The organism is Achromobacter sp. SD115, from assembly GCF_017355315.1.
GTDB classification, from domain to species: domain Bacteria; phylum Pseudomonadota; class Gammaproteobacteria; order Burkholderiales; family Burkholderiaceae_B; genus Achromobacter; species Achromobacter xylosoxidans_B.
This window is the reverse complement of sequence record NZ_JADIJM010000033.1, coordinates 40,671-66,145: the sequence shown is the minus strand read 5'-3', so window position 1 is coordinate 66,145 and position 25,475 is coordinate 40,671. Positions and strand designations below refer to the sequence as shown.

At 66.3% G+C, this 25,475-nt stretch carries 18 protein-coding genes and 1 pseudogene; 14 read left to right on the top strand and 5 right to left on the bottom strand.

Annotation, left to right across the window (positions count from 1 at the left end; genetic code table 11):
- Positions 1-1,396: pseudogene (locus IPU70_RS30445) on the bottom strand (pyruvate dehydrogenase (acetyl-transferring), homodimeric type); the annotation flags it as partial.
- Between the two features lie 224 nt (positions 1,397-1,620).
- Between IPU70_RS30445 and IPU70_RS30440 the strand changes: the two are divergent.
- Entirely contained in the window at positions 1,621-3,669 is a 2,049-nt protein-coding gene (locus IPU70_RS30440; RefSeq protein ID WP_207473026.1) for an OPT family oligopeptide transporter, read from the top strand.
- Positions 3,670-3,700: 31 nt separating this feature from the next.
- Here IPU70_RS30440 and IPU70_RS30435 read toward each other — a convergent pair whose 3' ends face one another.
- The 4 genes from IPU70_RS30435 to IPU70_RS30420 form a co-directional block, all read right to left on the bottom strand.
- Positions 3,701-4,933, bottom strand: coding sequence for a M20/M25/M40 family metallo-hydrolase (locus IPU70_RS30435; RefSeq protein WP_207473018.1), 1,233 nt, complete (start codon positions 4,931-4,933; stop codon positions 3,701-3,703).
- A 6-nt stretch (positions 4,934-4,939) separates the two neighbouring features.
- Complete coding sequence (uraD, locus tag IPU70_RS30430) at positions 4,940-6,709, bottom strand: 2-oxo-4-hydroxy-4-carboxy-5-ureidoimidazoline decarboxylase (protein ID WP_207473016.1); 1,770 nt, start codon at positions 6,707-6,709, stop codon at positions 4,940-4,942.
- 11 nt (positions 6,710-6,720) lie between these two features.
- Positions 6,721-7,665, bottom strand: a complete 945-nt coding sequence (gene puuE, locus IPU70_RS30425; RefSeq protein WP_207473003.1) for an allantoinase PuuE — start codon at positions 7,663-7,665, stop codon at positions 6,721-6,723.
- 310 nt (positions 7,666-7,975) lie between these two features.
- Positions 7,976-8,992 (bottom strand): 1-aminocyclopropane-1-carboxylate deaminase, encoded by a 1,017-nt coding sequence (locus tag IPU70_RS30420; protein ID WP_207472996.1) that lies wholly within the window; start codon positions 8,990-8,992, stop codon positions 7,976-7,978.
- A 181-nt stretch (positions 8,993-9,173) separates the two neighbouring features.
- On the opposite strand from IPU70_RS30420, the gene IPU70_RS30415 reads away from it, so the two are divergent.
- From IPU70_RS30415 to IPU70_RS30355, 13 genes are all read left to right on the top strand, one after another.
- Positions 9,174-9,644: an Lrp/AsnC family transcriptional regulator gene (locus IPU70_RS30415; RefSeq protein ID WP_207472994.1), complete on the top strand. Its 471-nt coding sequence runs from the start codon at positions 9,174-9,176 to the stop codon at positions 9,642-9,644.
- A gap of 328 nt (positions 9,645-9,972) precedes the next feature.
- A complete protein-coding gene (locus tag IPU70_RS30410; RefSeq protein ID WP_013392323.1) occupies positions 9,973-12,840 on the top strand; it encodes a 2-oxoglutarate dehydrogenase E1 component in 2,868 nt (955 codons plus the stop codon).
- Positions 12,841-12,941: 101 nt separating this feature from the next.
- Positions 12,942-14,171, top strand: a complete 1,230-nt coding sequence (odhB, locus tag IPU70_RS30405; RefSeq protein WP_207472987.1) for a 2-oxoglutarate dehydrogenase complex dihydrolipoyllysine-residue succinyltransferase — start codon at positions 12,942-12,944, stop codon at positions 14,169-14,171.
- 117 nt (positions 14,172-14,288) lie between these two features.
- Complete coding sequence (gene lpdA, locus IPU70_RS30400) at positions 14,289-15,716, top strand: dihydrolipoyl dehydrogenase (protein WP_013392325.1); 1,428 nt, start codon at positions 14,289-14,291, stop codon at positions 15,714-15,716.
- Between the two features lie 76 nt (positions 15,717-15,792).
- Positions 15,793-16,884, top strand: coding sequence for a cell division protein ZapE (gene zapE / locus IPU70_RS30395; RefSeq protein WP_207472985.1), 1,092 nt, complete (start codon positions 15,793-15,795; stop codon positions 16,882-16,884).
- 110 nt (positions 16,885-16,994) lie between these two features.
- On the top strand, positions 16,995-17,528 hold the full coding sequence (locus IPU70_RS30390) for a sigma-70 family RNA polymerase sigma factor (RefSeq protein WP_207472983.1): 534 nt from the start codon (positions 16,995-16,997) through the stop codon (positions 17,526-17,528).
- On the top strand, positions 17,521-18,465 hold the full coding sequence (locus tag IPU70_RS30385) for a FecR domain-containing protein (RefSeq protein WP_207472980.1): 945 nt from the start codon (positions 17,521-17,523) through the stop codon (positions 18,463-18,465). Before IPU70_RS30390 ends, IPU70_RS30385 begins: the two co-directional genes overlap by 8 nt.
- A gap of 157 nt (positions 18,466-18,622) precedes the next feature.
- Entirely contained in the window at positions 18,623-21,058 is a 2,436-nt protein-coding gene (locus IPU70_RS30380) for a TonB-dependent siderophore receptor (protein ID WP_371819140.1), read from the top strand.
- Between the two features lie 105 nt (positions 21,059-21,163).
- A complete protein-coding gene (locus IPU70_RS30375; RefSeq protein ID WP_207472977.1) occupies positions 21,164-21,796 on the top strand; it encodes a DUF4198 domain-containing protein in 633 nt (210 codons plus the stop codon).
- 23 nt (positions 21,797-21,819) lie between these two features.
- On the top strand, positions 21,820-22,101 hold the full coding sequence (locus IPU70_RS30370; protein WP_207472976.1) for a DUF3649 domain-containing protein: 282 nt from the start codon (positions 21,820-21,822) through the stop codon (positions 22,099-22,101).
- A complete protein-coding gene (locus IPU70_RS30365; protein ID WP_207472975.1) occupies positions 22,098-23,744 on the top strand; it encodes a PepSY domain-containing protein in 1,647 nt (548 codons plus the stop codon). The genes IPU70_RS30370 and IPU70_RS30365 overlap by 4 nt, the downstream gene beginning before the upstream one ends.
- Positions 23,741-24,064 (top strand): DUF3325 domain-containing protein, encoded by a 324-nt coding sequence (locus IPU70_RS30360; RefSeq protein WP_013392333.1) that lies wholly within the window; start codon positions 23,741-23,743, stop codon positions 24,062-24,064. The genes IPU70_RS30365 and IPU70_RS30360 overlap by 4 nt, the downstream gene beginning before the upstream one ends.
- Positions 24,065-24,120: 56 nt before the next feature.
- Positions 24,121-25,473, top strand: coding sequence for a tryptophan--tRNA ligase (locus IPU70_RS30355; RefSeq protein ID WP_207472974.1), 1,353 nt, complete (start codon positions 24,121-24,123; stop codon positions 25,471-25,473).
- Positions 25,474-25,475: the final 2 nt, after the last annotated feature.

The window sequence follows — 25,475 nt, the reverse complement described above, 5'->3', positions numbered from 1 at the left end:
CTTGCAGGTGGCGCAGTTCGGCGCTGTCTTCGGCCGGGCGGTAGAACTTCAGCGCCAGGCAGTCGGCGTCCGAGATCGGCAGCGCGAAGCGGTCGCGGAAGGCCAGCAGCGCCTCGTCGTCCAGCTTCTTCTGCTGGTGCGTAGTCATCTTGCCCTGGCCGGCGGATCCCATGCCGAAGCCCTTCTTGGTCTGCGCCAGGATTACCGTGGGCTGGCCGCGATGGCTCGCGGCGCGGTGGTAGGCCGCATGGATCTTCACCATGTCATGGCCGCCGCGGTGCAGCCGGTCGATGGCTTCGTCGCTCCAGTCGGCCACCAGGGCGGCCAGTTCGGGATTCTGGTTGAAGAAGTGCGCGCGGTTGAAGGCGCCGTCATTGGCGGCGAAGGTCTGGAACTGTCCGTCCACGGTATTGGCGAAGGCGCGCGCCAGGGCGCCATTTGTGTCGCGGCGCAGGAGGGCGTCCCAGTCGCTGCCCCAGACCAGCTTGATGACGTTCCAGCCGGCGCCGGCGTACAGCGTTTCCAGTTCGTCGATGATGCGGCCATTACCGCGCACCGGGCCGTCCAGCCGCTGCAGGTTGCAGTTGACGACGAACACCAGGTTGTCGAGTTTTTCGCGCGCGGCCAGGGTCAGCGCGGCGATGGATTCGGGTTCGTCCATTTCGCCGTCGCCGAAGATACCCCAGACCTTGCGGTCGCCGCCGGGTACGAGCGAGCGGTGCTCGAGGTAGCGCATGAAGCGCGCCTGGTAGATGGCGTTGATGGGGCCGATGCCCATCGAGCCCGTGGGGAACTGCCAGAAGTCCGGCATCAGCCACGGGTGCGGGTACGAAGACAGTCCGCGCAGGCCGCGTGCCGATGCGGTGATCTCCTGGCGGAAATGCGCCAGGTCTTCTTCGCCGAGGAAGCCTTCCAGGTAGGCGCGGGCGTACACCCCGGGCGCCGAGTGCGGCTGCATGTAGACCAGGTCGCCCGGCCCGTCCTGGCTTTGCGCGCGGAAGAAGTGGTTGAAGCCCACCTCGAACAGGTCCGCGGCCGAGGCGTAGCTGGCGATGTGGCCGCCCAGCTCGCCGTGCGCCTGGTTGGCGCGCACCACCATGGCCAGCGCGTTCCAGCGGTTGATGCGGGCGATGCGTTCTTCCACCGCCAGGTTGCCGGGGAAGGGCGGTTCCTGGTCGGCGGGGATGGTGTTGAGGTAGGCGGTGCGGGTCTGGCTGTTGGCGCGCAGACCCAGCGACGCGGCATGGCCGAGCAGGTTGTCCAGCACATAGCCTGCGCGCTCAGAACCTTCCGCCTGGACCAGCGCCTGCAGCGCGTCGCGCCATTCGGCGGTTTCGGCGGGGTCGGCGTCGTGCTGGATATCTTGCCCGGGGCGGGCGGAACTGGCGTCGCGCATGGTCTTGTCGTCTCCTGGTTTGACGTCCATGCTAGACCCTAGCCCCTGATATGGGTGATCAAAATTTTGGGGGAATTCCCGAAAATTCAGCATAATCTGTTGCAGGTTTTGCGGCTTGCGGCAGCTTATGCCGAGGATGTGCCCGGCCGCCACCCGGAGGGGGTGGCCGCAGGGTGGACGCGAAGGCGCTAGAATTCGCGGCTGGCATGATAGGAATTACTGCAATGACCCAACCCATCAGCGTCCCGGCAGAGGTCACGTTGCCCGAACTTACGTTCCGCGGCATCCTCCTGGGCGCAATCATCACCGTCATCTTCACCGCCTCCAACGTCTTCCTCGGATTGAAGGTGGGCCTGACGTTCTCATCCGCCATTCCGGCCGCGGTGATCTCGATGTCCGTCCTGCGGCTGTTCAAGGACGCGAACATCCTTGAAAACAATATGGTGCAGACCCAGGCCTCGGCGGCCGGCACGCTGTCATCCATCATCTTCATCCTGCCGGCCCTGGTCATGATGGGGCACTGGCAGGGTTTCCCGTTCTGGCAGACGCTGGGCATCTGCGCGGCGGGCGGCATGCTCGGCGTGATGTTCACCATTCCGCTGCGCCACGTGATGGTGGTGCAGAGCGACCTGCCGTATCCGGAAGGCGTGGCCGCCGCGGAAATCCTGCGGGTGGGCAGCGCCGAACGCGCCCAGGACGAGGCCGAGGAAAACGGACGGACGCCCGCCAAGACAGCCACCGGCATGGGCGACATCGTCGCCGGCGGCGTGGTCGCCGCCGCAGTCAGCTTCGCCGCCAGCGGCTTGCGGGTCTTGGGCGACAGCGTCAGCGGCTGGTTCGCGCTGGGCGGCGCGGTGTTCCGGCTGCCCATGGGCTTCTCGTTGGCGCTGCTGGGCGCCGGCTACCTGATCGGCATCGTCGCGGGTCTGGCCATGCTGACCGGACTGATCATTTCCTGGGGCATCGCCGTACCCATTCTGACCGCCATGGGCGACATGCCCGCGGACGTGTCGCTGGCCAAGTACGCCACGGGCCTGTGGGCTTCGCAAGTGCGCTTCATCGGCGCCGGCGTGATCGGCGTGGGCGCCATCTGGACGCTGGCCACGCTGTTCATGCCGATGGCGCGCGGCGTCAAGGCCTCGTTCGCGGCCCTGACCAAGGCGGGCGCGGCCCGCGCCGGACGCGCGCCGCGCACCGAGCGCGACTTGTCGGCCGGCTGGATTTCGGCGGTCACGCTGGTGCTGGTGGCGGTCCTGGTGGTGACCTTCCAGGTGTTCCTGTCGGGTGCGCCGCTGTCGCCCGCCGCGATCTGGAAGCTGGTGGCCTACGCCGTGCTGTTCGCTTTCGTGTTCGGCTTCCTGGTAGCCGCGGCCTGCGGCTACATGGCCGGCCTGGTGGGTTCCTCGACCAGCCCGATCTCGGGCGTGGGCATCGTCGCCATCGTGCTGGTGTCGCTCCTGATGCTGGCGCTGGGCGGCGAGCTGCTGGGTGCGGAAAACGGCGTGCAGATGGCGATTGCCCTGGCTATCTTCAGCACCTCGGCAGTGGTGGCGGTGGCCTCCATTTCCAACGACAACCTGCAGGACCTGAAGACCGGCTGGCTGGTGGGCGCGACGCCCTGGCGCCAGCAGGTGGCCCTGCTGATCGGTTGCGTGGCCGGCGCGGCGGTGATCTCGCCGGTGCTGGAGCTGCTCTACAACGCCTACGGTTTTGCCGACGCCATGCCGCGCGAGGGCATGGACCCGGCGCAAGCCCTGTCGGCGCCGCAGGCGACCTTGATGCTGGCGATCGCGCGCGGCATCTTCACGCACCAGCTCAACTGGACCATGATCCTGATCGGCATGGCGGTCGGCGTGGGCCTGATCGTGGTCGACGAGATCATGAAGCGCACCTGCCGCGTGGCCCGGATTCCGGTGCTGGCCGTGGGTATCGGCATTTATCTGCCGCCCACCGTGGCCGCGCCCATCGTGGTCGGCGCGGTCCTGGCCTGGCTGCTGGAACGCGCCGTGCGCCGCCGCGCGGCTGCCGCCGGCAAGCCCTACGAGCAGTTCGCCGACGCGGCCAACCGCCGCGGCGTGCTGATCGCGTCGGGCCTGATCGTGGGCGAAAGCCTGGTCGGCGTGCTGATGGCTGGCATCATTGGCGCGGCCGGCACGGAAGCGCCGTTGGCGATCGCCGGCGCGGGCTTCGAGCACACGGCGTCTTTCCTGGGCCTGGCTGTCTTCGTGCTGGTGGCGATCCTGTTCTGGCGCCGGGTGATGAAGCTGGCGTGATGCGCCCGGCCGGTCCTGCCGGGTAGCCGCCTCAGGCGGCGTCCAGCAGGTCGGCCAGCGTGCGGGCGATGACCTTGGTGGCGCGCCGCAGGTCTTCCAGCACCACGCGTTCATCGTTGCGCTTGGCGTGCGATTCCAGCACGGTGCGCGGTCCGGCGCCGTAGATCACCCCCGGGATGCCCGCTTCGGCGTACAGGCGCACGTCGGTATAAAGCGGCGTACCCATGGCGGCGATGGGCTCGCCGAACAATTCCTCCCCGTGCTTCTGGATGGCCTGCACCAACGCCTGGTTGCCCGGCAGGGGCCGCATGGCATTGGCCAGCAGCAGGCGCTTGATGTCCACGCGGATGCCGGGCACGGAGGCGGCAGTTTCCTGGATGATGCGGCGGATGTCCGCTTCGACCTCGGCCGCGTTCTCTTCGGGGATCATGCGGCGGTCCAGCTTGAATACGACTTTGCCGGGGACCACGTTGGTATTGGTGCCGCCTTCGATGCGGCCGACATTCAGATAGGGGTGGCTGATGCCAGGCACCTCCGACCTGATTTCGCGATACCGCGCGTTCTGCGCGTACAGCGCGTTCAGGATCGCGACCGCGCCTTGCAGCGCGTCCACGCCGCTGCTGGGAATGGCGGCATGCGCCATCTTGCCGTGCACCGTCACTTCCATTTGCAGGCAGCCGTTGTGCGCGGTGACGACTTCGTAGCTGAAGCCCGCGGCGATCAGCAGGTCGGGCTTGGTCAGCCCCTGCGACAACAGCCAGCCGGGGCCGAGCAGGCCGCCGAATTCCTCGTCGTAGGTGAAGTGCAGTTCGACCGCGCCGCGGCTGGGCCGGGCGACGGCTTCCAGCGCGCGCAGGGCGTAGGTGTAGCTGGCGAAGTCGCTCTTGCTGACGGCGGCGGCGCGGCCGTACAGGCTGCCGTTGTCTATGTCGCCGCCGTAGGGGTCATGCTCCCAGCCTTCGCCCGGCGGCACCACGTCACCGTGGGCGTTGAGCGCCACGCGAAGGCCGCCCGCGCCGTACTCGCGGCGCACGATGAGGTTGGTGATGGATTGCAGCCCGTAGTCCCGCACGGTCTCGGCGGGCACGGGGTGGGCCTCGGCCTCCAGGCCGAAGCCTTGCAGCAGCTCGGCCGTGCGTTCGGCGTGCGGGGCGTTGTTGCCGGGGGGCGTATCGGTCGGTACGCGTACCAGCTCCTGCAGGAAGCGGACTTCCTCGTCAAAGTGGGCGTCAATCCAGGCGTCGAGTCGGGCGTAGTCGGTCATGGTCGGCTATTGGGTGTCGTGGGCAAGGTCGTCGAGCAGGCGCAGGAACGCCAGCACGGCAAGCTGGATGTCGTCGCTGGAGGTGGACTCGCGCGGGTTGTGGCTGATGCCGGAATTCTGGCCGCGCACGAACAGCATGGCCTGGGGCATGACCTCGTGCAGCTTCATGGCGTCGTGGCCGGCGCCGCTGGGCATGCGGTGGACGGGCAGTCCCAGCGCGTCGACGGCGCGTTCCCAACGCTGCTGCCAGACGGGATCGCTGGGAGCGGCGGCGGCGCGCATGGTTTCTTCCAGCGCGTAGCGCAGGCCGCGGCGCTGGCAAATCGCTTCGAGCTCGGCCAGCACGTCGTCCGCCAGCGCATCGCGCTGCGTGTCGCTGGGCGCTCGCAGGTCCAGGCTGAAGCGGCATTCGCCCGGCACCACATTGATCGAGCCGCCGGGCACTTCCAGCATGCCTATGGTGCCCACCGAGTCGCCGTCGCGGGCGGCGCGCTGCTCCACGTACAAGGCCAGTTCGGCGCTGGCGGTGGCCGCGTCGCGGCGGCGGTTCATGGGCGTGGTGCCGGCATGGCAGGCCAGGCCGTTGATCCGGACCTGGTAGCGCACGCAGCCGTTGATCGACGTGACCACGGCCAGCGGCAGTCCCATTTCGTAGAGCACCGGCCCTTGTTCGATATGGACTTCGACGAAACCCAGGTAGCGCGCGGGATCGCGCTTCAGCTTGGGGATGTCCTCGCTGCGCAGGCCGGCTTGCGCCATGGCGTCGCGCATGCTGATGCCGTCGGCGTCCTGCTGGTCCAGCCATTCGGGCTTGAAGTCGCCGATCAGCGCGCCGGAACCCAGGAAGGTGGCGCGATAGCGCTGGCCTTCCTCTTCCGCGAAGCCTATGACTTCCAGGTGATAGGGCAGGCGCTTGCCCTGGCGGTGCAGTTCGCGCACGCAGGCCATCGGCACGAAGATGCCCAGCCGGCCGTCGTACTTGCCGGCGTTGCGCACCGTGTCGTAATGGCTGCCGGTCATTAGCGTGGGGGCGTCGGGGCGGGCAGCGAGGTAGCGGCCGACCACGTTGCCGACGGCGTCGAAGCCGACCTCGTCGAAACCGCAATCGCGCATCCACTGCGACAACAGGCCGGCGCAGGCGCGATGGGCTGCGGTCAGGTAGGTGACGGTGAGCTGGCCTTTTTCGGCGTAGCCCGGGTCGCTGTGGACGGCCAGTTGCTCGCCCCAGTCCCAGATGTCGTTGCCCATGGCGGGCTCGGCGTCGAAGCGCTCGCGCAGCCGGATTTCGGCAATGCGGTGCAGCTGCTGCTGAGCCTCTTCAAATTCGAGGTCTGGCGGGTTGTCGAGGCGGCGGGCGAATTCGTCGATCACGTGCTGGCGCGTCAGGCCGGCGCCGCGCGGACCGCGCACGGCCAGCACGAAGGGCAAGCCGAACCGGGTCTTGTAGGCGGCGTTCAACTCCTGCAGGCGCGCCAGTTCGGCGGGCGTGCAGCCGGCCAATCCAGCCAGGTCCTGCTCGCGTGCGGAATCCGCGCCCAGGGGCGCGCCTGGCGCGGCTGCCAGCTCGGGATGGGCGCGCAGCAGCGCTGTCCGGGCCGCGGCATCGGCTTCGCTCACGGAACGGCGCAGGCGCTGCCCCAGATCGGCCAGCGAGCGGAACGGCCGGTGGGCAAGCGCGCGCTCGGCGATCCAGGGCGCGTGCCCGTACAGGCCGTCGAGCATGGCGGCGGCGTCCGCGGGCGCCGCCGCATTGAGTTGGGCTAGGGTGTGGGCCATGGCCGTCCTGTTCAGGCGTTGGGGGTATAGGGATGCGCCGCTTGCCAGTGGCGCGCGATGTCGAGCCGCCGGCAGACCCAGACGCGGTCGTGGCTGGCGATGTGGTCCAGGAAGCGTTGCAGCGCGGTGATGCGGCCGGGCCGGCCCAGCAGGCGGCAATGCATGCCGATGCTCATCATCTTGGGCGCCTCGTCGCCTTCGGCGTAGAGCGCGTCGAAGCTGTCCTTCAGGTACTGGAAGAAAGGATCGGCGTGCGAATAGCCCTGCGGCAACGCAAAGCGCATGTCGTTGCAGTCCAGCGTGTAGGGCACGATCAGCTGCGGCGCGACGCTGCCGTCCGTCTTCCGCACGCGCATCCAGAAGGGCAGGTCATCTCCGTAGTAATCGCTGTCGTACTCGAAGCCGCCGTAGTCGGCGACCAGGCGCCGGGTGCGCGGACTGTCGCGGCCGGTGTACCAGCCCAGCGGACGGCTGCCGGTCAATTGCGTGATGGCATCCATGGCCAGGCGCATATGCTCGCGCTCGGTGGCTTCGTCCACATGTTGGTAGTGAATCCAGCGCCAGCCGTGGCAGGCGATCTCGTGTCCCAGCTCAACGAAGGCCGCGCTCAGTTCGGGGTGGCGCTGCAAGGCCATGCCGACGCCGAACACCGTCAGCGGCAGCCCGCGCTTTTCAAACTCCCGCAAGATGCGCCACACGCCCGCGCGCGAACCGTATTCGTAGATGCCTTCCATGCTGAGATGGCGCTCGGGATAGCTGGCGGGATTGAACATTTCCGACAGGAACTGTTCGGACCCGGCGTCGCCATGCAGCACGCTGTTCTCGCCGCCTTCCTCGTAATTCAGCACGAACTGCACGGCAATGCGCGCCTGCCCCGGCCAGCGCGCATGCGGCGGATTGCGGCCGTAGCCGGCCAGGTCGCGGGGGTAGGGGAGCGTGGAATCGTAGGCGGTCATGAACAGGCGGGCGGAGTGCGCCGGCGCATGGCGGCCGGACGTGGGTTGGCGGGCGACTTCCTGATGATCAGCACCATAGCCGGAAATCCTGGTTTTGTATACAAATTATGTACATGATTCTGCCGTGACTGAAACCGAGCCACCGGAAAAGCGCGGGCAGGAAAAAGCCCAGCCGGCGGATACGCCGGCTGGGCTGCGCTTCCTGCGTCCATCATGGGCGCGGACGGCCGGGGCTGGCAAGCCCCGCCATTCGAGGCCGGCCTGTCAGCGCAGGTCGCCGCAAGGCCAGGCGAAAGCGCCGTAGGCGCCCTTATCCGTTGCGGTAGAGAAAGCTGTAGGCGTTGATCGCCGGCACCCCTCCCAGGTGCGCATACAGAACCCGCGAGCCTGCGGGAATCTCGCCGCGGCGGATGATGTCCATCATGCCCTGCATGGATTTTCCTTCGTAGACCGGGTCGGTCATCATGCCTTCGAGCCGGGCGCAGAGACGGATGGCCTCGTTGGTCTCGGCCGACGGCAAGCCGTAGGCGGGATAGGCATAGCGGGTGTCCAATACCACGTCGCGCTCCTCGATGGCGGTTCCCAACCCGACCATGTCGGCGGTGCGCCGCGCGATGCGCAGGATCTGCGCGCGGGTCTGCTCGGGCGTGCCCGAGGCGTCGATGCCGATGACGCGGTCGGCGCGTCCGTCGGCGGCAAAACCCACCACCATGCCCGCCTGCGTGCTGCCTGTGACCGCGCACACGACGACATAGTCGAACTTGAATCCCAGCTCGGCTTCCTGGCGCCGCACTTCCTCGGCGAAGCCGACGTAGCCCAGGCCGCCCAGCTCGTGGTCCGACGCGCCGGCCGGAATCGCATAGGGCTTGCCGCCGCGCTTGCGGACGTCCTCCAGGGCCTCCTCCCAGCTGCGCCGGAAGCCGATGTCGAAACCTTGATCCACCAGGCGCACATCGGCGCCCATCAGGCGGCTCATCATGATGTTGCCGACCCGGTCGTAGACCGCGTCCGAATAGTCCACCCAGTTTTCCTGCACCAGCACGCAAGCCAGTCCCAGCTTGGCGGCCACGGCGGCCACCATGCGGGTGTGGTTGGACTGGATGCCGCCGATAGTGACCAGCGTGTCGCAACCCTGTTCCAGCGCCTGCGGGATCAGGTATTCCAGCTTGCGCAGCTTGTTGCCGCCGAACGCAAGGCCGCTGTTGCAGTCTTCACGCTTGGCATAGATCTCGACCTTGCCGCCCAGGTGCGCGGACAGGCGGTCGAGCTTTTCGATGGGGGTGTCGCCGAAGGTCAGGCGATGGCGGGGAAAGCGTTGCAGATCCATGGGGGCTCCTGTGACGGCCGCGGTTGGCGCGGATGGAAAAATCATAGGAATTGCCTGGATATGGCGTCAATTGCGTATTTTTAAGATTTTTAGAGTTTTGGATTTATTTCATCTCTTGGATGATATTTATTATTTGAAGTACAAAAACAAAAGCGAAATTTAATTTTAAGGGACACATTAAATGGCAGCCATTTCCAGCCTGGATCGCATAGACCGCCACATCCTGCGCGCCCTGCAGCAGGATGCACAGATCACCAATCTGGAATTGAGCTCGCGGGTCCATCTCAGCCCCGCGGCCTGCCTGCGGCGCGTGGAAAAGCTCAGGAGCGAAGGCATCATCCGGAAAACCGTGGCCCTGCTGGAACCCGCCGAGGTCGACATGGCCACCCTGGTCATCGTCGGGGTGGTGCTGGATCGTTCCACGCCCGAGTCCTTCACCGATTTCGAAGCCGCGGCGCGCGGCATCAGCGGCTGCCTGGAATGCCACCTGGTGGCGGGCGAGTTCGACTACTTCCTGATGCTGCGCATCCGCGACCTGGAACGTTTCAACAAATTGCATGCCGGCGAGATCATCAAGCTGCCTGGCGTACGCCAGATCCGCACCTTTTTCGTCCTGAAAGAGATCCTGTCGACCACCGAGTTGCCCGTATGAACGAGGCTAACGCGCAACACTGGCAATTCTGTCAGTGAAAATGATGCAATGCGGCATTTTGGGTTGCCAGAAATTGATGGCGCGTAGACGGCGCAATGGAAGGTGTTCGCTGGACATTCCATTGCTGCATGACGGCATTCCGAATGGGCTTTTGCGTCACGAAAACGCAAGAAGACGTCCTTAAACTCAAAGGGCTATACTCTTATCCCATACGGCTTTTAAGGCTTGTACGCGCCTTCTGCCCCTGCTATCCGCTTAACGGGAAGCCCGTGTCGCGGAAGGTTTTCCTGCATCGTGTCGAGTGAAGCACTCGTAAAGGTGAAGCGATATGTCTTCGGAAATAGAATCTCTATCCACGTCTTATCTCTTTGGGGGTAACGCCCCTTATGTTGAGGAGCTTTACGAAGCCTACCTCGACAATCCCGGTTCGGTACCTGACAACTGGCGCGAATACTTCGACCAGCTGCAACACGCTCCCGCCACCGACGGCCAGGAATCCACCCGCGACCAGGCCCACGCTCCCATCGTCGAATCGTTCGCCCAGCGCGCCAAGGCCAATGCCTTCGTGCAACGCGCCGCCGAACCCGACCTGAGCGTCGCCAGCAAGCAGGTTTCGGTGCAGTCGCTGATCGCGGCCTACCGCTCGCTGGGTTCGCGCTGGGCCGATCTGGATCCGCTCAAGCGCCAGGAACGTCCCCCGATCCCCGAACTCGATCCGGCCTTCTACGGCCTGACCGAAGCCGATCTGGACCAGACCTACTCGGCCACCAACACCTACTTCACGACCGCCAGCACCATGACGCTGCGCGACATCCTGAAGGCGCTGCGCGACACGTATTGCCGCAGCATCGGTGCCGAATTCACGCACATCTCCGACCCCGCCGCCAAGCGCTGGATCCAGGAACGCCTGGAAACCACCCTGGGCGCGCCCGCCTATTCGGCCGAAGAAAAGCGCCACATCCTGCAGCAGCTGACCGAGTCCGAAGGCCTCGAGCGCTTCCTGCACACCAAGTACGTCGGCCAGAAGCGCTTCTCGCTGGAAGGCGGCGAAAGCTTCATCGCCTCGATGGACGAAGTGGTGAACCACGCCGGTGAAAACGGCGTCCAGGAAATCGTGGTCGGCATGGCCCACCGCGGCCGCCTGAACCTGCTCGTGAACATCATGGGCAAGATGCCCGGCGACCTGTTCGCCGAGTTCGAAGGCAAGCACGCCGAAGGCCTGACCGACGGCGACGTGAAGTACCACAACGGCTTCTCCAGCGACCTGTCCACCCGTGGCGGCCCGGTCCACCTGTCGCTCGCGTTCAACCCGTCCCACCTGGAAATCGTCAACCCCGTGGTCGAAGGCAGCGTGCGCGCCCGCCAGGAACGCCGCGGCGACGCCGAAGGCAAGCAAGTGCTGCCGGTGCTGGTGCACGGCGACGCGGCCTTCGCCGGCCAGGGCGTGGTCATGGAAACCCTGAACCTGGCCCAGACCCGCGGCTACGGCACGGGCGGCACGCTGCACATCGTCATCAACAACCAGATCGGCTTCACCACGTCCGACCCGCGCGACTCGCGTTCGACGCTGTATTGCACCGACGTGGTCAAGATGATCGAAGCCCCGGTGTTCCACGTCAACGGCGACGATCCCGAAGCCGTGGTGTTCGTCACCAAGCTGGCCCTGGACTACCGCCAGCAGTTCCGTCATGACATCGTCGTGGACATCGTCTGCTTCCGCAAACTGGGCCACAACGAGCAAGACACCCCGTCGCTGACGCAGCCCCTGATGTACAAGCGCATCGGCCACCACCCCGGCACGCGCAAGCTGTACGCCGACAAGCTGACCACGCAAGGCGTGCTGGCCGAAGGCGAAGCCGACCAACTGGTGAAGGACTACCGCCAGCTGATGGAAGACGGCCAGCGCACCATCGAACCGGTGCTGACCGACTACAAGAGCAAGTACGCCATCGACTGGTCGCCGTTCCTGGGCGCCAAGTGGACCGACCAGGCCGACACCGCCGTGCCGCTGGCTGAACTGAAGCGCATCGGCGAACGCATCACCACCGTGCCGGAAGGCTTCACGGTGCACCCGCTGGTCGCCAAGCTGCTGAACGACCGCCGCACCATGGCCAAGGGCGAAATGAACCTGGACTGGGGCATGGGCGAACACCTCGCCTTCGCCACCCTAGTATCCTCGGGCTACGCCATCCGCATCACCGGCCAGGACTCGGGCCGCGGCACGTTCACGCACCGCCACGCCGTGCTGCACGACCAGAACCGCGAACGCTGGAACGACGGCACCTACATTCCGCTGCAGAATGTCTCGGAAGGCCAGGCTCCGTTCACCGTCATCGACTCCGTGCTGTCCGAAGAGGCGGTGCTGGCGTTTGAATACGGCTACTCCAGCGCCGAACCCAACACGCTGACCATCTGGGAAGGCCAGTTCGGCGACTTCGTCAACGGCGCCCAGGTCGTGATCGACCAGTTCATCAGCTCCGGCGAAGCCAAGTGGGGCCGCCAGTCGGGCCTGACCCTGATGCTGCCGCACGGCTACGAAGGCCAGGGTCCCGAGCACTCGTCGGGCCGCATCGAGCGCTTCCTGCAGCTGTGCGCCGACAACAACATGCAGGTGATCCAGCCGACCTCCGCGTCGCAGATCTTCCATGTGTTGCGCCGCCAGATGATCCGTCCGTTCCGCAAGCCGCTGGTGCTGTTCACGCCCAAGTCGCTGCTGCGCAACAAGGACGCCGGCTCCCCCCTGACCGATCTGGCAGGCGGCAGCTTCCGTCCGGTCATCGGCGAAGTCGACGAGGCCATCGACGCCAGCAAGGTCAAGCGCGTGCTGGCTTGCTCGGGCAAGGTCTACTACGATCTGGTCAACGCCCGCCGCGAGCGTGGCGCCGACAACGTGGCGATCATCCGTGTCGAACAGCTGTACCCGTTCGCGCACAAGTCGTTCGAAACGGAACTGCGCAAGTACCCGAAGGCAACCGAAGTGATCTGGGTTCAGGACGAACCGCAGAACCAGGGCGCCTGGTTCTACGTTCAGCATCATGTGTACGAAAACATGGTCGAAGGCCAGAAGCTGGGCTATGCCGGCCGCGCCGCGTCGGCATCGCCGGCCGTGGGCTACCTGGCCAAGCACCAAGAGCAGCAGAAGGCCCTGATCGAAACGGCTTTCGCGCCCAAGTTCAAGGTCATGTTGACGAAGTAACACGCGCTTGATGCACGCGCCGCGCGCGCAGGTTTCCGGGATTTGATTTCGAAGCTTGCCGCGCAGCGCGACCAGAACACAAACTTTACGGAACAAACAAAATGGCTATTACCGACGTCGTCGTCCCCCAACTCTCCGAATCCGTCTCCGAAGCGACGCTGCTGACCTGGAAGAAGCAGCCTGGCGCTGCCGTTGAAGCGGACGAAATCCTGATCGAAGTCGAAACCGACAAGGTCGTGCTGGAAGTGCCGGCTCCGGCCTCGGGCGTGCTGGCTGAAATCGTCAAGGGCGACGGCAGCACCGTCACCTCGGGCGAAGTGCTGGCCCGCATCGACACCGCCGGCAAGGCGGCCGTCGCTGCCGCCGCACCTGCCGCCGAAGCTCCCAAGGCCGCTGAGCAAGCCGCTGCCGCTCCGGCCGCCGCGCCCGCTTCGTCGGCAGCTGCCGGCGTGGCTTCGCCCGCCGCCTCCAAGATCCTGGCCGAGAAGGGCGTCGACGCCGCTTCCGTGGCCGGCACCGGCCGCGACGGCCGCGTGACCAAGGGCGATGCCCTGGCCGCCAGCGCACCCGCCAAGGCCGCTCCGGCCAAGGCCGCCGCCCCGGTCGCTCCCCCGACGCTGTCGCTGGACGGCCGTCCGGAACAGCGCGTGCCGATGAGCCGCCTGCGCGCCCGCATCGCCGAACGCCTGCTGCAATCGCAACAGGAAAACGCGATCCTGACCACGTTCAACGAAGTGAACATGCAAGCGGTCATCGATCTGCGCAGCAAGTACAAGGACAAGTTCGAAAAAGAACACGGCATCAAGCTGGGCTTCATGTCGTTCTTCGTCAAGGCTGCCGTTGCCGCCCTGAAGAAGTACCCGCTGATCAATGCCTCGATCGACGGCAAAGACATCATCTACCACGGCTACTTCGACATCGGTATCGCTGTCGGCAGCCCGCGCGGCCTGGTTGTGCCGATCCTGCGCAATGCTGACCAACTGTCCATCGCCGACATCGAAAAGACCATCGCCGACTTCGGCCGCCGCGCCGCTGACGGCAAGCTGGGCATTGAAGAAATGACCGGCGGCACCTTCTCGATCTCCAACGGCGGCGTGTTCGGCTCGATGCTGTCGACCCCGATCATCAACCCGCCGCAATCGGCCATCCTGGGCGTGCACGCCACCAAGGATCGCGCCGTCGTCGAAAACGGCCAGATCGTCATCCGCCCGATGAACTACCTGGCGCTGTCCTACGACCACCGCATCATCGACGGCCGCGAAGCCGTGCTGGGCCTGGTCGCCATGAAGGACGCCCTGGAAGATCCGCAGCGCCTGTTGCTGGACCTGTAATCTCGACGCCCCGGCCCGGCGCCCACGCGACTCCAAGGTCTTGCGGCGCCCCGGCCGGCTTCTCGCCGGCCCGCAGGGCGGGGCGTGCTCCACTCAATACCTCTACGCGAGAACACTATGTCCAAACAATTTGACGTCGTCGTCATCGGCGCGGGCCCCGGCGGCTACATCGCTGCCATCCGCGCCGCGCAGCTCGGCATGTCGGTGGCTTGCATCGACGCCTGGCAGAACGGCCAAGGCGGCCCGGCTCCCGGCGGTACTTGCACCAACGTCGGTTGCATCCCGTCCAAGGCGCTGCTGCAGTCGTCCGAGCACTACGAACAAGTCAACCACCACTTCGCCGACCACGGCATCGAAGTCAAGGGCGTCAGCCTGAAGCTCGACACGCTGATCGGCCGCAAGAACACGGTGGTCAAGCAGAACAACGACGGCATCCTGTACCTGTTCAAGAAGAACAAGGTCACCTTCTTCCATGGCAAGGGCGCGTTCGCCGGCCAGGTTGACGGCGGCTGGGCCATCAAGGTCACCGGCACCGCCGAGGAAGACCTGGTTGCCAAGCACGTGGTGGTCGCCACCGGTTCGTCGGCGCGCGAGCTGCCTGGCCTGCCGTTCGACGAAAAGGTCGTGCTGTCCAACGACGGCGCGCTGAACATCGGCGCCGTGCCGAAGACGCTGGGCGTGATCGGCGCCGGCGTGATCGGCCTGGAAATGGGCAGCGTGTGGCGCCGCCTGGGTTCCGAAGTCACCATCCTGGAAGCGATGCCGGAATTCCTGGCCGCCGCTGACGGCCAAGTGGCCAAGGAAGCCCTGAAGGCCTTCACCAAGCAAGGCCTGAACATCCAGATGGGCGTCAAGATCGGCGAGATCAAGGCGACCGCCAAGTCCGTCACCGTGCCTTATGTCGACGCCAAGGGCGCCGAGCAGAAGCTGGTGGTCGACAAGCTGATCGTCTCGATCGGCCGCGTGCCCTACACCGGCGGCTTGAACGCCGACACCGTGGGCCTGAAGCTCGACGAACGCGGCTTCGTGGCCGTGGACGGCGACTGCAAGACCAACCTGCCGAACGTCTGGGCGGTGGGCGACGTGGTGCGCGGCCCGATGCTGGCGCACAAGGCCGAGGAAGAAGGCGTGGCGGTTGCCGAGCGCATCGCCGGCCAGCACGGCCACGTCAACTTCGACACCGTGCCGTGGGTGATCTACACCTCGCCCGAAATTGCCTGGGTCGGCAAGACCGAGCAGCAGCTCAAGGCCGAAGGCCGCGAGTACAAGGCTGGCAGCTTCCCCTTCCTGGCCAACGGCCGCGCCCGCGCGCTGGGCGACACCACCGGCTTTGCCAAGGTGATCGCCGATGCCAAGACCGACGAGGTCCTGGGCGTGCACATCGTGGGCCCGATGGCCTCGGAGCTGATCTCGGAAGCCGTGACCATCATGGAATTCCGTGGCGCGGCCGAAGACATCGCCCGCATCTGCCACGCGCACCCGACGCTGTCGGAAGCCGTGAAGGAAGCCGCGTTGGCCGTGGACAAGCGCGCGTTGAACTTCTGATACGCGCGTAGCCGATGCAAGACGGGGGCGGGTTCACGGATCCGCCCTTTTTTCATTCTGCTTTACCTGCTCCCACATGAACGTCAGCGAATACTACGAACACGCCCTGGCCGAGCGCGGCTACCAGCCGGACGAGGCCCAGAAAAAGGCGATCGACCGGCTGCAGCGCTATTTCGACGAATGGGTCAAGTTCAAATCGATGCGCTCGAACGCGCTGAAGAAACTGCTGAACCGACCCGACGTGCCGCGCGGCGTGTACCTGTGGGGCGGAGTGGGCCGGGGCAAGAGCTTCCTGATGGACGCCTTCTACGCCACCGTGCCCGTGGTGCGCAAGACGCGCCTGCATTTCCACGAGTTCATGCGCGGCGTGCACCGCGAACTCGAAGAAGTGAAGGGCATGCAGGATCCGCTGGACGAAGTGGCCAGGCGCGTGGCCAAGCGCTATCGCCTGATCTGCTTCGACGAGTTCCACGTGTCCGACGTGGCCGACGCGATGATCCTGCACCGCCTGCTGTTCAAGCTGTTCGAGTACGGCACGTCCTTCGTGATGACGTCCAACTACGAACCTTCGACCCTGTATCCGGACGGTCTGCACCGCGACCGCATCCTGCCCGCCATCCAGCTGATCCAGGCGCGCATGGACATCATGAACGTGGATGCCGGCGTGGACTACCGCCGCCGTTCGCTGGAGCAAGTGCAGTGCTATCACACGCCCCTGGACGAGCATGCCCGCCAGGCGCTGCAGGAAGCCTTCAACAGCCTGGCTGACACGCCGCCGCAGGACCCGGTGCTGCACATCGAGCACCGCGAGATCCGCGCGCTGGCGCTTGCGGGGTCGGTGGTGTGGTTCGACTTCGCCACGCTTTGCGGTGGCCCGCGTTCGCAGAACGACTATCTGGAACTGGCCAACCGCTTCCATGCCGTGATCCTGTCCGACGTACCCCGCATGGGACCGCGCCAGGCCTCCGAAGCGCGCCGCTTCACCTGGCTGATCGACGTGTTCTACGACCACCGCATCAAGCTCATCATGTCGGCGGAGTGCGAGCCCGAGGAAATCTACACCGAAGGCGCGCTGGCCAATGAATTCCACCGCACCGTCTCGCGCATTCTGGAAATGCAGTCGCGCGAGTACCTGGAATCGGAACGCCGCCACACCGTGTCGTTGTAGTCGCGCCGCATCTGCCCGGATTTTTCGGGCGGATCTCGGTTGAAATTGGTAATACAAGTCATTATCAATTAAGATTTGGAGACTTCAGGTCCAGCACCGCAGTTTCCAACGTGTCCTCCCCCTTCCTGTCCGCATCGGCCGCGCGCACCGATACCTGTGCCGCGCCCGTCGATGGCCTGTATCGCGATCACCGTCCCTGGCTGTTCGGCTGGCTGCGCCGCAGGCTGGGTTGCGAGCACCGCGCGGAAGATCTGGCGCAGGACGTGTTCCTGCGGGTGATCCAGGGCCGCAAGACAGTTCGCGCCGGCGATGCCCGGGCGCTGCTGACCACCATCGCGAAGGGCCTGGTGGTGGACCATCAACGGCATGCGGCGCTGGAGCGGGCGTATCTTGCCTATCTGGCCGCCATTCCCGAGGCCTATGCGCCGTCTCCCGAAGAGCAGGCCGAACAGCTGCAGTCACTGGCGCGGCTGGACCACCTGCTGGACGGCTTGCCGCCGAAGGCCCGTTCCGCGTTTCTGCTGTCGCAGCTCGACGGCCTGACTTATCCCGAGATCGCCCGGCGGCTCGAAATTTCCCTGAGTTCGGTGCAGCAGTACATGGTGCGCGCCATGACCGCGTGCTACGCGGCGTTTGATGACTAGCGCCGTCGACCCGGTGGCGGACCAGGCGATCGCCTGGTGGGTGCGGCTGCAATCCGGAATGGCCGGTGTGGGCGAGCGGCAGTCGTGCGAGGCATGGCTGGCGCAGGATCCCGCGCACCGCCAGGCCTGGGACCGCCTGCAGCGCATCAGCCAGGATGCCCGTCGCGTGCCGACGGCATTGGCGCATGGCGCGTTGTCCGGGCCCCGCTCGAACGGCCGCCGCACGGTATTGCGCGGATTGCTGGCCATCTGCGGCACGGCCGTCACCGGCTGGGCGGGCTACCGCCATGCACCGTGGCAACGCTTGGCTGCGGACCTCAGCACCGGCGTCGGCGAGCGGCTGGCGGTCGCGGTGGCCGATGGGCTGCATATCACCTTGAACAGCGACAGCGCGGTGCGCCTGCACTTGCAGGGCGGCGCCCGCGGCATGGACCTGCTGCGTGGCGAAGTGTTGGTGCGGACCGAGGTGCGGCCCGCCATGGCGGCGCTGCGCGTGGACACAGGGCACGGTGAACTGCGTGCGGAACAGGCGCGCTTTGACTTGCGGCGCACCGACAAAGGCGCGCGCGTGGGCGTGTATGAAGGCAGCGTCGTGCTGCTGCGCGCCGGCGTTGCGACGCACGCGGAGGCGGGCGAGCGCCTGGCATTCTCGGAACACGGCGAAGTCGGCCGCCATGCCTCCGACCCGGACAGGCTGGCCTGGGCCGACGGCCTGGTGGTGGCCAAGGACTGGCGCCTGGACTACTTCGCCCAGTACCTGGCCCGCCAGCGCCTGGGCATGATCAGGGTGGATCCGGCGGTGGCCGGCCTGCGGCTGTCGGGCGTATTTCCGCTGGACGATGCCGAACGCGCGCTCAAGGCCTTGGAGCCCGCCTTACCCATCCGTGTGACGCGGCATACGCAGTACTGGCTGCAGGTCGGTCCGCGCGAGGCTTGAGCGTTACAAATTTTTTGGCCTGCGGCTTGCAGGTTTTCGGATCCCGTACGGAAGGCAGGGATAGATACCACCGTACAGGGAGAGTTTTGTGTCCGCTTCATCTCAATCGCGCTTGCGCGCCCCCTTGTCCGCCGGCCGCGTCGCCGTGCTGGCCGCCATGTGCGCGGGCGGGCTCGTCGCCGGCATGCCGCAGGCCCGGGCGCAATCGGCGCCTGCCTCGGCGAACGCGCCACGCAGCTACCAGATCGCTGCCGGCCCCTTGGCCGACGCCTTGACGCAGTTCGCGCGCAGCGCCGGCGTGGTGCTGTCGTTCGACCCGGCGCTGGTGCGCGGACGCCGCTCGGAAGGGTTGGCGGGCGCGTACTCGGTGGGCGCGGGATTCTCCCGCATCCTGGCGGGCAGCGGCCTGCAGGCGCGCGCGCAATCGGGCAATACCTGGACGCTGGTGCAGGTTGCTGCGTCCGCGGGCGATACGCCCACGCTGGCGCCGGTGACCGTGTCGGGCATGTCCGACAGCGCGATCACGACGGTGGGCTACGTCGCCACGGTGAGCGCCAGCGCCACCAAGACCGACACCCCGCTGATCGAAACGCCGCAGTCGATATCGGTCGTCACGCGCGAGCAGATCACGGAGCAGGGCGCGCAGACGCTGAACCAGGTACTGCGCTACACCGCGGGCGTGGCCACGGAATCGCGCGGCGCCACCGCCACGCGCCTGGACCAGTTCAGCGTGCGCGGCTTTTCCGCATCGTCCTACCTGGACGGCCTGCGGGTATTCGGCGGCCGCGATGCCCTGCCGCAGGTGGACACCTATCGCCTGGAGCGCGTGGACGTGTTGAAGGGGCCGGCTTCCGTCATGTACGGGCAGGGCGGTCCGGGCGGCGTGGTCAACCAGGTCAGCAAGCGCCCGCTGGAAGAGACGCTGCGCGAGGTCGAGGTGCAGGTTGGCAACTATGACTACCGCCGCGCCAATTTCGATTTCGGCGGTCCGGTGGATGAGGAAGGCAAATTCCTGTACCGCCTGGTCGGCTCGGGCTATATGTCCGACGGCCAGGTCAAGGACACCAAGGAGCGCCGCTACTTCGTGTCGCCGGCCTTCACCTGGAAGCCCAGCGGCGACACCACGCTGACCGTGCTGACCAACTTCCAGCGCGATCCCGACATGGGCTCCTACGGCAGCGTGCCGGCGATGCGCACGCTGCTCTCGGCGCCCGACGGCATCCGTCTGCCGGCGGACTACTACGACGGCGACGCCAACTTCGAAAAGAGCGACCGCAAGAGCTATTCGCTGGGCTATGTGCTGGAGCATCGCTTCAACGACACCTTCAAGGCCTCGCAGAGCCTGCGCTGGACGCGCTCGGAAGCGCAGTACCGCAGCATCTACGGCGCGATGACCAATAACTACGGCTATACCGACAAGACCTACCGCTACCAGCAGCGCGCGTCGATTGCGACCGACGTGGACGTGGGCGCGCTGACCCTGGACAACAATCTGCAGGCGCGCTTCAACACCGGCCGCTTCGCCCATACCGCGCTGCTGGGCTTCGACTACCAGCACGTCAAGACCGACACGCTGTCCGGCTTTGGCACCGCGCCCGCGCTGGATGTGCTGAACCCGGACAACCACCAGAACATCCCGGCGCCGGCATTCTCCACGGACGCGACTTCCAAGCAATATCAGGCTGGCCTGTACTTCCAGGACCAGATCAAGATCGACCGCCTCTCGGTGCTGCTGGGCGGGCGCTACGATTGGTCGCGCACCGTGGGCGAGACCACCACGATCGCCACCGGGCGGGTCGCGCCGTCCTCGCTCAACGCGGAGAAGTTCTCCGGCCGCCTGGGCGTGATCTACAACTTCGACAACGGCGTGGCGCCTTACTTCAGCTACTCGGAATCGTTCGAACCGCAATCGGGCACGGGTTGGCAGAACACGCCCTTCAAGCCGATCGAAGGCAACCAGTACGAGGTCGGCATCAAGTACCAGCCGCCGGGCAGCGCCACGCTGCTGTCGGTCGCGGCGTTCGACATCCGCCGCGAAAACATGACCACCACGGATCCGGATCCGACCCACATCTGCGGCACGGCGGGCGGGCGCTGCTCGATCCAGGCAGGCGAGCTGCGCACCCAGGGCATCGAACTGGAAGCCAAGACCGAGCCCATGCGCGGACTGACGCTGGTGGCGGCGTATTCCCTGATGGACAACGAGTACTCCAAGGCCTATCCCAACGCCGCCGGCATGAACTTGAAGGGCAAGGCGCCCGTGGGCGTGCCTTCGCAGCAGGCTTCCGCTTGGGCCCGCTACCAGTTGCAGGACGGTCCGCTGGCGGGCATGGGCGTGGGCGGCGGCGTGCGCTACATCGGTTCCTCGTACGGCAACGAGACCAACACCCTGAAGGTGCCGTCGGTCACGCTGTTCGACCTGATGCTGGACTACGACCTGGGCCGCGCATCGCCCTCGCTCAAGGGCATGCAGGTGGCGCTGAACGTGCAGAACTTGTTCGACAAGGAGTACGTCGCGTCGTGCTCGGGCGATTCCTGGTGCTGGTATGGCTATCAACGCTCCATCAAGGCCAGCCTGCGCTACCGCTGGTAGGACGGATGGCTACTTCGAAGTGAGAATGGTTATAATTTAAAACCTGCCGAATCGGTGCCTGGCCGCGGGGCTGGCCCGATCCGGTCCGACTAAAGGAAATCAACAATGACATTCGCAAGAACCTTGGCCGCTATTGCCCTGTTGGGCACGGCGGGCGCCGCGCAGGCGCATTTCGTTTGGCTGGAACGCAGCGCCGAGGGTCCGGCCAAGGCGTATTTCGGCGAATGGGCGGACGACGTGCGCGAAAAGCGCGACGGCCTGCTCGGCAAGATCATGGTGGCGCCGGTCGTGACGGGCGCCGATGGCAAGGCGCTGAAGGTCGCGGGCGAGGGTGCGGACTTCCTCGAATTCGCGGCGGCGGGCAAGGGCGATGTGCGCCTGCGCCAGGCCTACCAGTTCAAGGACACCCTGGTGCAGTACGGCGCCAAGGCTGGCCGCGCGGACACCGAAGGCAAGCTGGACCTGGAACTCGTGCCGGTCGCGGCCGGGACCAACGCTTTCGTGCTGCAGTTCAAAGGCAAGCCGCTGGCCAAGACCGAAGTCACCGTGTTCGGCCCGCCCAAGTGGGAAAAGCGCTTCCACAGCGATGAGAACGGCCGCATCGAAATCACCACGCCGTGGCCCGGCCAGTACGTGCTCGAAGCCGCCCATGTCGAAGACAAGGCGGGCGAGGCCGACGGCAAGGCCTACGCCAAGATCCGCTACGTTTCCACTCTGACCTTCAACGTTTCCCAGTGAAAGCTCCCGCTGCCGGCGCAGGCATGATGCGCTACCGTCTGGCCGTCTTTTCCAGGGCGGCGGCCGCCATTTTGGGCGGTTATGTGCTGGCGTCGGCGGCTGCGGCCTGCCTGGCCATCTGGCTGCCCATGCGGCGGCCGGACGCCGTGATCACGGCGCAGATGCTGTCCTTCGTGTTCTATGCCTGCGGCGTGATCTGGGTCTTCGCCACGCGTAATGCCTGGCGCGCCTGGGTGGGCGTGCTGGTGCCCGCCGCGCTGCTGGGCGCGCTGTTCGCGGTCGGCCGCGCGACGGGGGCGGCATGAAGACGAAAGTGGAAAAAGCGCAGGGCGAAGAAGGCCTGCGCCAATCCATGTCCTGGCTGCACACGTGGTCGGGGCTGATCTTCGGCTGGGTGCTGTTCGCGATGTTCCTGACCGGCACGCTGGCGTTCTTCCGCCCCGAGATCACGAGCTGGATGCAGCCCGAGATCCAGGTGCGGCCCGCGCCGGCGGCGCAGTCCGTGGCCGCCGCGCAGCGCTACCTGGGTGTACATGCGCCCGACGCCACGCGCTGGTTCATTACGCCGCCGTCCGACCGCGAGCCGTATATCCAGGTGCTCTACCAAGTGCCCAAGCCCAAGCCGGGCGAGCGCGGCTTCGTGCGCGTAAAGCTGGATCCGGCTAGCGGCCAGGCCGTGACCGCGCGCGAGACGCGCGGCGGCGACTTTTTCTACCGTTTCCATTTCGAACTGGAAACCGCCTTTCCGTGGGGGCGCTGGCTCGCCAGCATCGCCGGCATGTTCATGCTGGTGGCCATCATCAGCGGCATCATCACCCACAAGAAGATCTTCACCGATTTCTTCACCTTCCGGCCCAGAAAGGGCGGCCAGCGCGCCTGGATGGACGGCCATAACGCCTTGTCGGTGCTGGGGCTGCCGTTCCACCTGATGATCACGTTCAGCGGGCTGGTGCTGTTCATGGCCATGCTGATGCCGGCCGGCATCCTGGCGGTGTACGAAAGTCCGCGCCAATACTCCGACGACGTCTTCAAGTCCTTCAGGGTCACGCCCGCGCGCAACGAGCCCGCGCCGCTGCTTCCGCTCGCGCCGCTGGTGGAGCAGGCGCAACAGCACTGGCAAGGAGGACGGGTGGGGCGTGTCACCGTCAACCATCCCGGCGATGCCGGCGCGACCGTGACCCTGGTGCGCGATGCGGCCGATGGCGTGTCGTTTGGCAAGCTGGCGCCCTACATGCGCTTTGACGGCGTCACGGGCGCGCTGCAGGAACGCGAGGACGAGCTCGGCGCCACCGCACGCACCGCGGGCGTCATCGTCGGCCTGCACCTGGGCCTGTTCGCAGAACCGTTCTTGCGCTGGCTATATTTCCTGGTCAGCATGGCGGGCACGGCCATGGTGGGTACGGGCATGGTCCTGTGGATCGCCAAGCGGCGCCAGAAGGCGCGTCCGGGCGCGCGTGAAGCGTTTTCGTTGCGGCTGGTGGACGCGCTCAATGCCGGCACGATCGCGGGCCTGTTCATCTCGGTCGCCGCTTTTTTCTGGGCCAACCGCCTGCTGCCCGTCGACCTGCCGGGCAGGCAGTTCTGGGAATCGCGCGCCTTCTTCGCCGCCTGGGGCCTGTCGCTGGTCTACGCCTTCCTGTTCCAGCATCGCAAGTGGCGCGACCTGCTGGCTGCCGCGGCGGCCTCTCTGGCGCTGGTGCCGGTGGTCAACGCCCTGACGACCTCGCGTCATTTGGGCGTCTCTCTGCCTTCCGGCGACTGGGTCATGGCGGGTTTCGACCTGACCTGCCTGGCCGGGGCGCTGCTGCTGGCCTGGATGGCGCGCAAGGCCGCCCGCGCAGGCAAGGCGGCCGCCAAGGCGCCCATCAAGGGCCGCGCCGCGGCCAAGCCCGCGGCCCAGTCCCAGCCTGTCCAGTCCGCCTACGAACCTAGAGGGGATACGCCATGACGCTTGCCGCCTTCTGCCTGGCCTATGCCGGTTTTGCAGCCCTGTGCCTGGGCATGGACCGCCACTACGAAGACTTGTTCGACCGGGCCTTGCCACGGCGCCACCGCTTGCCTCTGCGTCTGTTCGGCTGGGCTGCGCTGGCCCTGTCGCTGTGCGCCTCGGCGGCGGTCTGGGGCTGGAGCTACGGCACGGTCGAATGGATAGGCATCCTCAGCATTGCCGGGCTGCTGCTGATCTGGTTCCTGACGTTCCGGCCTCGCGCCGCGTTGACCGCCGGCGGACTGTGCGCGCTGGCGGCGCCGGTGCTGGCCGTTCTGTAGCCACGCGCCCGGCACGTTACACTGGGCGTTTCCCCTAGCAAACGCCTCTTCGCCTCATGAATACCCGCGTCCTTACCGGCATTACCACCTCTGGAACTCCCCACCTCGGCAATTACGCGGGCGCGATCCGTCCGGCCGTTCAGGCCAGCGCGCAGCCCGGCGTGGACGCATTCTTCTTCATGGCGGACTACCACGCCCTCATCAAGTGCGACGACCCCGCCCGCGTGGCGCGCTCGCGCCTGGAAATCGCCGCCACCTGGCTGGCGGTGGGCCTGGATCACGAACGCGTGACCTTCTACCGGCAGTCGGACATCCCCGAGATCCCCGAGCTGACCTGGTTGTTGAATTGCGTCACCGCCAAGGGGCTGATGAACCGGGCGCATGCGTACAAGGCGTCGGTGGACCAGAACACGGAGAAGGGCCTGGAACCGGACGACGGCGTCACGATGGGTTTGTTCTCGTATCCGGTGCTGATGGCGGCGGACATCGTCATGTTCAACGCCAACAAGGTGCCGGTGGGCCGCGACCAGATCCAGCATCTGGAAATGGCGCGCGATATCGCCCAGCGTTTCAACCACCTGTACGGCCGCGATTACTTCACGCTGCCGGAAGTCGTGATCGAAGAGGACGTGGCGACCTTGCCGGGCCTGGACGGCCGCAAGATGTCCAAGAGCTACAACAACACCATTCCCCTGTTCGAGGGCGGCGCCAGCGCACTGCGCGCGGCGGTGATGCGCATCGTGACCGATTCGCGCGCGCCGGGCGAGCCCAAGGACGCCGAGAACTCGCACCTGTACACCATCTACCGCGCCTTCGCCACGCACGAGCAGGCCGCCGCGCTGCGCAAGCAGCTCGAAGAAGGGATGGGCTGGGGCGAGGCCAAGCAGGCGCTGTACGACCACCTGGAAAACCTGCTGGCGCCCATGCGCGAGAAGTACTTCGACCTGATGGCCAACCCTGGCCGCATCGAAGACATCCTGCAGGCGGGCGCCGCCAAGGCGCGCAAGCTGGCCACGCCGTTCATGCACGAGCTGCGCCAGGCCGTGGGCCTGCGCAATCTGGAGGCCGCGTCGGGCGCCAAGGCCGCGCAGCCCAAGAAGGAAAAGGGCAAGGGCGCGCGCTTCGTCAGCTTCCGCGATGAAGACGGCGGCTTCCGCTTCCGCCTGCTGGCTGCCGACGGCGAGGAACTGTTGCTGTCGCAGCGCTTCGCCGATCCCAAGGAGGCTGGCGCCCTGATGCGCCGCCTGCAGTCGGAACCGGCCGATGCGGTGCTGCAGGCCGACGGGCAAGGCTATGCCGCGATGCTCGATGGTGTGGTCGTGGCGACCGCCCCGGCGGGCGCGCAGGACGCATCCGGCGCCTCGTTGGCGCGCGCGCGCGCCGCGCTGTCGTCGCTGTCGCAGGAATAAGC

Bases quoted from the DNA above. Each gene is read 5' to 3' on its own strand.
- IPU70_RS30355 (WP_207472974.1), top strand. From the start codon at position 24,121: ATGAATACCCGCGTCCTTACCGGCATTACCACCTCTGGAACTCCCCAC.
- uraD (WP_207473016.1), bottom strand. From the start codon at position 6,709: ATGGCCCACACCCTAGCCCAACTCAATGCGGCGGCGCCCGCGGACGCC.
- IPU70_RS30435 (WP_207473018.1), bottom strand. From the start codon at position 4,933: ATGACCGACTACGCCCGACTCGACGCCTGGATTGACGCCCACTTTGAC.
- IPU70_RS30385 (WP_207472980.1), top strand. From the start codon at position 17,521: ATGACTAGCGCCGTCGACCCGGTGGCGGACCAGGCGATCGCCTGGTGG.
- IPU70_RS30380 (WP_371819140.1), top strand. From the start codon at position 18,623: ATGTGCGCGGGCGGGCTCGTCGCCGGCATGCCGCAGGCCCGGGCGCAA.
- zapE (WP_207472985.1), top strand. From the start codon at position 15,793: ATGAACGTCAGCGAATACTACGAACACGCCCTGGCCGAGCGCGGCTAC.
- IPU70_RS30365 (WP_207472975.1), top strand. From the start codon at position 22,098: ATGAAGACGAAAGTGGAAAAAGCGCAGGGCGAAGAAGGCCTGCGCCAA.
- lpdA (WP_013392325.1), top strand. From the start codon at position 14,289: ATGTCCAAACAATTTGACGTCGTCGTCATCGGCGCGGGCCCCGGCGGC.
- IPU70_RS30370 (WP_207472976.1), top strand. From the start codon at position 21,820: ATGATGCGCTACCGTCTGGCCGTCTTTTCCAGGGCGGCGGCCGCCATT.
- IPU70_RS30415 (WP_207472994.1), top strand. From the start codon at position 9,174: ATGGCAGCCATTTCCAGCCTGGATCGCATAGACCGCCACATCCTGCGC.
- puuE (WP_207473003.1), bottom strand. From the start codon at position 7,665: ATGACCGCCTACGATTCCACGCTCCCCTACCCCCGCGACCTGGCCGGC.
- IPU70_RS30440 (WP_207473026.1), top strand. From the start codon at position 1,621: ATGACCCAACCCATCAGCGTCCCGGCAGAGGTCACGTTGCCCGAACTT.
- IPU70_RS30360 (WP_013392333.1), top strand. From the start codon at position 23,741: ATGACGCTTGCCGCCTTCTGCCTGGCCTATGCCGGTTTTGCAGCCCTG.
- IPU70_RS30410 (WP_013392323.1), top strand. From the start codon at position 9,973: ATGTCTTCGGAAATAGAATCTCTATCCACGTCTTATCTCTTTGGGGGT.
- IPU70_RS30375 (WP_207472977.1), top strand. From the start codon at position 21,164: ATGACATTCGCAAGAACCTTGGCCGCTATTGCCCTGTTGGGCACGGCG.
- odhB (WP_207472987.1), top strand. From the start codon at position 12,942: ATGGCTATTACCGACGTCGTCGTCCCCCAACTCTCCGAATCCGTCTCC.
- IPU70_RS30420 (WP_207472996.1), bottom strand. From the start codon at position 8,992: ATGGATCTGCAACGCTTTCCCCGCCATCGCCTGACCTTCGGCGACACC.